This window comes from Chitinispirillales bacterium (genome assembly GCA_031254455.1).
Lineage (GTDB): Bacteria > Fibrobacterota > Chitinivibrionia > Chitinivibrionales > Chitinivibrionaceae > WRFX01.
In genome coordinates, this window is sequence record JAIRUI010000020.1 from 1 (window position 1) to 8235 (window position 8235).

The following is an 8235-nucleotide window of genomic DNA, read 5'->3' on the forward strand; positions in this document are numbered from 1 at the left end:
GGGTATGAAAAACGAGAGGAAGGTATCGAGGGTGGGTCGGGGGGGGGGTGGGCGAGACGGGTCGGCAGGGGCGTAAGTTTTAGTTGAGAATTGGGAATTCGTAACGCGTAATTATAGACAAATAAACGTAGCGGCATTAGAGATACGAAATTTTTCATCGCATTTTTGAAAAACAAAAGAAGAACAAATTTTGCCGTTTTGCTCATTGCTGTCAACTCTCTTTATACCAAGTATTCATGATGCATTACAATAAATATAATATTTTTTTCAGGCTTTTGTCTGATTTTTTTTATTTTTTGATTTTTTTTTATTTTGCGGCGAACGGCGAATGATATTTTTATTTTGCTGTAAGCCTTATGCAAGGGAAGAAAATATGAAAACGCTTGAAGAAATATTTACCCGATTAAATCTCAGCAAAGACGCTTTAATCCGCCTTTCCGATGAAAAATGGGAGAAAAAAGTACGTTTTCCAAGTAGAATTTCCCGTTTGTTAAAAAACAACATAAAACCCGCCGCATTTTTTTACTTTGACAACAAACCGTTAATATTGTTTTTTGAAAACCCGAAAGACAAAAACGCCTTACATCAAGCCATTTGGAACTTTAACGAATCGCCTATAGCGATAATTTTAGAAAAAGGAGTCGTTGAAATTTTCAACGGTTTCAAACTTTTGAAAGAAGAAAAGGTTTTAGAAAAAATAGGCGGATTTGATAAATTAAACGATTTTACTTATTTTGAATTAGTTACAGGAAAAACATGGGGAAAATACAGGAACGAATTATCCGATAAGAATCGAGTCGATTATAATTTATTGAATAATATAAAATTTGCAAGGGAATTGATTCTTGCGGAATTTTTCGCAGATGTTGACGACAAAATAAAAACAAAACTAACAAACGCTCTATTAGGTAAAACAATATTCGTACGTTATTTAATAGATAAAAAAGTAAAAATAAGTTTTGACGACAAGTCCCGTACATGGACAAACGACGACTTCTGCGAGTTGTTGAATAACCATGAAAAAACAAATAAATTTTTTAACCGTTTAGCCGATCCCGATAAAGGATTTAACGGTAATCTTTTCCCGATAGAAAACAGTGAATACGAACAAATTCCAATAACGGCGTATTCAATCATTAAACGGCTGTTAAAAAGCGAAGACATGGGGTCAGGTCAATTTTCTTTATTTGATTTGTATGATTTCTCAATTATCCCGATAGAGTTTATAAGTAACGTTTACGAATCGTTTATCGGAGTGGAAAATCAAGCAAAAGACGGAGCATACTATACTCCTTTGTTTTTGGTTGATTACATTTTGTCCGAAACGATTGGCAAACGACTTGCGGAAACAAACGATACAAACTGTAAAACGCTTGATCCCGCTTGCGGTTCCGGAGTGTTTTTGGTTGAAACGTTGCGAAAATTGATAGAAACGTATTTGCTGAACAACAAAGATATAAAAAGAGACGGCGATAATTTTAAATCCGCTATAAAAAAAATAGCCGAAGACAACATCTTCGGTATCGATAAAGACGAAAGCGCCGTACAAATTGCAAGATTTTCCGTTTATCTGACTTTACTGGACTATTTGGACCCGCCTGAAATAGAGACATTTAAATTTCCTAAGCTTTCAGGTAATTTTTTCTGTGACGATTTTTTTAACGAAAACGCACCTTTTAATCGGCTTAAAGAAAAAGAATTTTCTTTTATTTTAGGGAATCCGCCGTGGATGCGGGGGAAAAATGAGAAAAAAACGCCTTCTTATGTAAAATATATAAACGACAGACAAAAAAAAGAAAAAATAGAAAAAGAAGAACCGATCGTTGAAATCGGCAACAAAGAAATCGCGCAAGCGTTTTTATTACGCAGCGGTGATTTTTCGAAAGAAAACACAAAATGCGCTTTGATTGTAACAAGCAAGGTTTTATATAATTTGCAAGGTAAAGATTTTAGGAAATATTTTTTGCACAATTATTTTATTGAAAGAGTTTTTGAGATGGCTCCCGTAAGGCGGGAAATTTTTGACAAATCCAACGACAAAGCCATTGCGCCGGCTTGTGCGCTGTTTTTTAAATATGCGATTGGTCAAAACACGGACAAAAATTTTATCGAACATATCGCATTAAAACCAAGCCGTTTTTTTTCTATGTTCAAAATATTCACATTAAGCCGCAACGACGTTAAAATCGTGCAGCAAGATAGATTAAAAAAATACGATTGGATGTGGAAAGTACTTGTTTACGGTTCTTATCTGGATTTTAATTTTATAAAACGGTTATATGATGACTTTGATACCGTAGGCAATATTATTAATCAAGAACAAATAGTATTTAAACAAGGGATAAAGCGAAAAGACGGAAACAAACAAATTAAAGTATCGGAATTAATAGGAAAATCTTTTTTAGATACTCAAAAAAAACAGTTACAACCTTTCATGGTAGTTGATTCAACACAAAAATGGGAAAATGAATACGTAGGTTATGTTTATAAAGAGAATGAAAAACCATATATTGAATTATTCCAACCATATTCTTTGTTAATTACAGGCGGGATATTTAAAGATTTTACTTCCAATGCAGCCGTTAACAAAAAAGAAAGAATCTTTACAAGCTCTGTTCGTGCATTAAAAATAAAAGACGATAAACAATTAGACGTATTATATTCAATAAATTCAGTCCTCTGTTCGTCTGTATTTTCTTATTATATGCTTAATCTTGGAGCTTCATCGGGTATTGAAAGAGAAGAATCCGAAGATGCTGAAATTGAAAATATGTGGTACATTAAAATTCCAAATATTCTGTTAGAAGCCTCAAAAATAGAAGAATATGAAATACAAAAGAATAATATAAAAAACGTGATTGTAGAAAATATATCAGTAAAAGAGCGATGTGATACCATTGTTTTGTCACAATTGAAATTAAGTGTTGAAGAAAAAATATTGCTTGATTACGCGAACAACATAACAATTCCCATTCAAATGCGACACAAAGGTTACGAAAGGCATTTCCTGCCAATTAAATTGGATGATAATACATTAACTGATTACGCCGATTTGTTTATAGATCGTTTTGCTTCAAATTTTGGAAAAATCGGAAAAAGATTTATTGTTGAAATTTGGCATACACAGCAAATCATAGGAATGTTTTTTAAAGTTATTTCAGATTCAGAATATAAACAGAATATTTCTTTGATAGATAAACAAAAAGATTCAAGCGGTTTATTTCAAAAAGTAACACAACTTGGAACAGAAAGAATTACAGACAAATTGTTCGTTCAAAAAGACGTTAGAGGTTTTGAAAAGGACTATTTCTATATTTTCAAACCTAACGAAAAACGCTTGTGGCACAAAGCCATAGGGTATTTAGACGTTGATGAATTTTCAGACGCTATACTTAAAGAAGCCGGGAAAAATAATCATGAATAAATTCACTCTTAGCGCCACGAATTTCGTTTATAACTTTACTTTTTACAATCAAGAATTTGAAAATATTCTTAAAGAAATTATAGCATGTTACTATTGTATCGTTTCAGAAAATAAAAAATTACCAAGTAATAATGAAAATACTATTCGAGATATTATACTTAAAGATTATTTGAAAAATCGTACTTTTAAAGAAGCTCATTTTCCTTTGGATAAATATCTTTTTGACAAAGAAATATCAGAAGATGAAGGAAGGGTAGATATAAGAATAATGAATATCAAGCCATTTACTGATGATTATACATATTATATCATTGAATGTAAACGATTGAATAACGAAAACACAATCGGTGAAACAGGATTAAACGCAAAGTATATTTATGAAGGTATCGCTCGTTTTACTTCTAACAAATATTCTATGTATAAAAACACGGCGGGAATGATTGGTTTTGTGGTCGAAAAAATGGACATTCGTAAAAATATTTCAAATATTAGAACATTATTAAAACAAAATTTCAATGACATTAATACAGAACAAAACCTTAAATACAAAAAAATAGCATCGGGATTTGATTATTCTTATTTTTCAAAACATAAAATAAACGGGGTTTCAAAAATTATTTACCATTTAATGTTTGATTTTTCAGATAACATTACCCATGAAAATTTACTTTGAACATCACATGCCATACAAAAAACCAAATCATAAATCGCATATAATTAATGTTGAAAAACATCCGTTGTCTCCTTTTTTCCCAAGCAAGGCAAAATGGCTTTTTCTGGGAAGTTTTCCGCCCGGACGACAGCGATGGTCTATGGAATTCTTTTATCCTAATTTCCAAAACGACATGTGGAGGATTTTTGGGCTGGTATTTTTTGAAAACAAAGATCATTTTGTCAACGTTCAAGAAAAAACCTTTAAAAAAGAAGATATTACGTTATTTTTAGAAAAACGCCATATCGCAATGTACGATACCGCCCAAACCGTCATCCGGCATAAAAACAACGCTTCGGACAAAGAATTGGAAATTATTCAAGCGACCGATATGGAAAAAATCGTCAAAGAACTTTCGCATTTACAAAACATCGTCGTAACGGGGCAAAAGGCGTTAGAAACGCTGACATGGCGATTTGCAGAAAAAAACGTCCGAATAAATTCTCCCGCCGTAGGAACTTGCACGCCGTTTATTTTTGAAAACAGAGACTTGCGTTTATACAGAATGCCTTCTTCGTCAAGGGCTTATCCGCTCGCTTTGGAAAAAAAGGCGGCTGTTTACAAAAAAATGTTTGAAGCGGTTCTATGAAAATAAAAGCGAACACGGATAAATTTTCATTTTTATCGCAGAATATTTTTACTTTTTTATAAAATAAGTTGTATATTAAGGAAAAGAAGAGAATATTTTTTTAAGGAGAAAAAATGAAACGACTTTACAGAAGCAAAGACGACGTAAAAATCTACGGAATTTGCGCGGGTATCGCCAAAATTTTCAATTTAGACCCGACGATAGTAAGAATCGGAATGGTTATTTTAACGTTTGTCGCCGGAATCTTCCCTGTTATAACGGGATATATAATCGGAATGTTCATAATTCCCGAAGAAGGCGATTTGTCTTAAACTTGAAAGAGGTGCATAATGAAAAAAATCGAACTTGGAAAATCGGGATTGCAAATCCCAAACGTCGCAGTGGGTTGCATGCGCATTTCGTCAATGCCCAAAAACGAACTTAAAGCGTTTGTAGAATGCGCGTTGGAAACGGGCGCAAATTTCTTCGACCACGCCGATATTTACGGCGACGAAGCGGAAGGCGACAGTGAAAGCGCTTTTGCCGAAGCGATCGGAATGAACGGAGTTATTCGCGAGAAAATGATAATTCAAAGTAAATGCGGAATACGCGAAAATTCTTTTGATTTTTCTAAAGAGTATATTCTGAAATCGGTCGACGGGTCGCTCAAACGCCTTAAAACAGATTATTTGGACATATTATTGCTTCATCGTCCGGACGCTTTGTATGAGCCGGAAGAAATCGCCGAGACTTTCGATATTTTGCAAAATTCGGGAAAAGTGCGTCATTTCGGCGTTTCAAATCAAAAGCCTATGCAAATCGAACTGTTAAAAAAATTCGTAAAACAAAAGATTGCGGCGAATCAACTGCAATTATCCGTTACAAACGCAAATATGATAACGCACGGTTTTTTTGTAAATATGGAAACCGAACAGGCGATCGCCCGCGACGAAAGCGTTTTGGATTATTGCCGTTTGAACGACATAACGATTCAAGCATGGTCTCCGTTTCAATACGGATTTTTCAAAGGGGTGTTTATCGGTAGTCCGAAACATTCCAAATTAAACAAAAAACTTGACAAAATCGCAAAAAAGTACGGCGTTTCATCGACAACAATCGCACTCGCCTGGATTTTGCGGCATCCGGCGAAGATTCAGGCGGTGACGGGAACGACAAACGTAAGCCGCCTCAAAGAATGCTTAGCGGCGAGTGAAATAAAAATAACCCGTGAAGAATGGTACGAAATACTTTTGTCGGCTCCCGGAAATTATCTTCCGTAAAACGCTAAGATTTTCGGCAAAAAAACGATAATTCCGATTATTGCCGCTCCTATGGCGGCGATTAAAACCGCTCCTGCGGCGACGTCTTTCGACTTGCCTATAAGCGGGTGGTATTCGTCAGGCGAAACGCTGTCGCCCAAATGCTCTATCGCGGTATTCAGCGCTTCCGCTACCCAGACCGAAACTATAGCCAAAACAAGCATAGTCCATTCGACCGCGCTTACTTTCAAAAAAAGGCTTAGAACAACCACAAAAACAGTCATCAAAAAATGAATCCACGCGTTGTGCTGGGTGCTGATAATCAAAAATATTCCGTTCAGCGCGTATCTGACGCTGTCTATTCGTTTTTTTATGAAATTTATGACAGGCACAGTTTCTCCTTTTTTAAAACGGAAAAATAATATTTTTTTACTCTCCAGACCGAGGATGCGCCTGTTTGTAAGATTTTAACATTTTTTCTATGCTCGTATGCGTATAAATCTGGGTGGACGCAAGAGAAGCGTGTCCGAGCATTTCCTTTACGACGCGAATATCCGCACCGTTGTCGAGTAAATGCGACGCAAACGAATGACGCAAAATATGCGGACTTTTTTTCTTTGCCGAAGAAACCTTAGACAGTTCTTTGTTTACAATTTGGCGGATTCGGCGTACAGATAAAAGCGTAACGTCTTCTTTGTATATTCTTGCCCGTTTCCCAGTCAAATTATCATAATTTTTATATCGCTTACGCCCGCTTTTGGCTATTCGCGGGAAAATATGATCGCTCGGCTTGGCGCTTGTCGGCAAGTAGCGTTTCAAAAGTTCTATAACGACGTCGGTAATCGGCACTATCCGTTCTTTGTTTCCTTTTCCTATAACTCGAACGGTTTTGCTATAGAAGTCGAAACTTCTCTTTGTCAAATTATGCAGTTCCGAAACACGAATCCCGCTTCCGTAAAGCAATTCGATTATCAGCATGTCACGAACGTCAGGCGGTTTTCGGGAAATTTCTTCCTGTGAGGAATTAGTGTCGTTACAGTTATTATAACTGTCTCCAAGTTCCTGCATTTGCGGCTCGGTGATTATCGCAGGAATCGATTTATCAAGTTTTGCGACGGCGATTAAGCGCACAGGATTGAGCGATATTACATTTTCTCTACTGAGAAATTTACCGAACGAAAGTAACGAAGAGCGTTTTCTGGCTATAGTTTTTGCTTTTTGTCCTTCGTTTTTCAGAAAGTAAATAAACGAACGAACGTTTGTTTTCGTAAAAACTTTTTCCACGTCGTCGCCGTCCGTAATTTTTTGCATATCGCGAAATTGCAGCAAATCGCGTTTATATGCGTCAGCCGTATTTATCGAATAGTCCCGTTGTTTTTCGATATAACGCAAAAACGAATCGAGTGCGTCAATCCAGCGCATAATTTCTCCTTTTAATTAATAAAAATAATAATTCGCCCGTACAAAATGTATTTTTAAGAAAAGTCAAAGGAGCGCGGTTATGAAAAACTTTATTATCATTTTTTGTATTTTACTCGTCTTTTCAGGATGTTCAAAAAAGAAAAACGCTACGGATGTTAAAAATTATGTCGAACATTACATATCTCAACTAAAGGTTATTGAAAAACCGTCCAGCGAAAAGTTTAACTATCTTATGAATTTGATGCACAATTTTGACGCAAATTCAAACGATTCGTTACAGATTAACCTTCGCGACGCTATTTTAGAAACCATAACCGCAAATAAAACCGCAGGCGACGAATTTCGTGAACTTGCACTCAAAAAAAAGCCCGATTACATTGAAGACACCATCCAGATTCTGCTGGTTACCGCAACCGCGCTTTTGGGACAGTCATACGAAATGCGTACATCCGCGATAACCTCGCTAAATCGCTTTGTTGCACTGGGAACTCCGAGATTTTTCAGGGAATATTCGCTGCAAATGGAAAGGGCTATGAAAGTAAGCGAACAGGCGTTTTTCTTTCTGACGACCGCGCGCGTACGCCAGAGAGTGGTAACCGGCGATACTCTTGACATGACTATTGCGGAGTTTTTGAAAATTCCCGAATTGCCGCCTTTAGAGACTGTAAACAAAAACGTCGATTCAACGGACGCTTCCCAAATATTATATTCTCCCGAGGCAAAAATAAATAACAACTCGAAACCGGAGTAAAAACGTGATTAAAACAAATAATAACAAAGTTACCCCCCCCCCCCCCCCCCCCAAAAAAACGCCAAACCACCCTCCACAGGGGTGCTGCGACAGCAAGAA

Annotated in this window: 9 protein-coding genes; 6 read left to right on the top strand and 3 right to left on the bottom strand. The window is 36.2% G+C overall.

Annotated features, from left to right (window positions below; all coding sequences use genetic code 11):
* Window positions 1-206 (bottom strand): hypothetical protein (locus LBH98_01310; protein MDR0303395.1); only part of this gene is annotated, 206 nt, incomplete at its 3' end.
* A 122-nt stretch (window positions 207-328) separates the two neighbouring features.
* On the opposite strand from LBH98_01310, the gene LBH98_01315 reads away from it, so the two are divergent.
* The 5 genes from LBH98_01315 (at window position 329) to LBH98_01335 (ending at window position 5984) form a co-directional block, all read left to right on the top strand.
* Window positions 329-3424: an SAM-dependent methyltransferase gene (locus tag LBH98_01315; protein MDR0303396.1), complete on the top strand. Its 3096-nt coding sequence runs from the start codon at window positions 329-331 to the stop codon at window positions 3422-3424.
* Entirely contained in the window at window positions 3417-4097 is a 681-nt protein-coding gene (locus LBH98_01320; GenBank protein MDR0303397.1) for a hypothetical protein, read from the top strand. The genes LBH98_01315 and LBH98_01320 overlap by 8 nt, the downstream gene beginning before the upstream one ends.
* Window positions 4098-4104: 7 nt before the next feature.
* Window positions 4105-4725, top strand: a complete 621-nt coding sequence (locus tag LBH98_01325; GenBank protein ID MDR0303398.1) for a DNA glycosylase — start codon at window positions 4105-4107, stop codon at window positions 4723-4725.
* A 113-nt stretch (window positions 4726-4838) separates the two neighbouring features.
* Window positions 4839-5036 carry a PspC domain-containing protein gene (locus LBH98_01330; GenBank protein ID MDR0303399.1) on the top strand — a complete coding sequence of 66 codons (198 nt, stop codon included), beginning with the start codon at window positions 4839-4841 and terminating at the stop codon, window positions 5034-5036.
* 18 nt (window positions 5037-5054) lie between these two features.
* Window positions 5055-5984 (top strand): aldo/keto reductase, encoded by a 930-nt coding sequence (locus LBH98_01335; GenBank protein MDR0303400.1) that lies wholly within the window; start codon window positions 5055-5057, stop codon window positions 5982-5984.
* On the opposite strand, the gene LBH98_01340 is transcribed toward LBH98_01335, so the two are convergent.
* Both LBH98_01340 and LBH98_01345 read right to left on the bottom strand, forming a co-directional pair.
* Window positions 5972-6355, bottom strand: coding sequence for a diacylglycerol kinase family protein (locus LBH98_01340; protein ID MDR0303401.1), 384 nt, complete (start codon window positions 6353-6355; stop codon window positions 5972-5974). The two genes, LBH98_01335 and LBH98_01340, sit on opposite strands and share 13 nt — an antisense overlap.
* A 37-nt stretch (window positions 6356-6392) precedes the next feature.
* Complete coding sequence (locus LBH98_01345) at window positions 6393-7385, bottom strand: tyrosine-type recombinase/integrase (protein ID MDR0303402.1); 993 nt, start codon at window positions 7383-7385, stop codon at window positions 6393-6395.
* Between the two features lie 79 nt (window positions 7386-7464).
* On the opposite strand from LBH98_01345, the gene LBH98_01350 reads away from it, so the two are divergent.
* On the top strand, window positions 7465-8136 hold the full coding sequence (locus LBH98_01350; GenBank protein MDR0303403.1) for a hypothetical protein: 672 nt from the start codon (window positions 7465-7467) through the stop codon (window positions 8134-8136).
* Window positions 8137-8235: the final 99 nt, after the last annotated feature.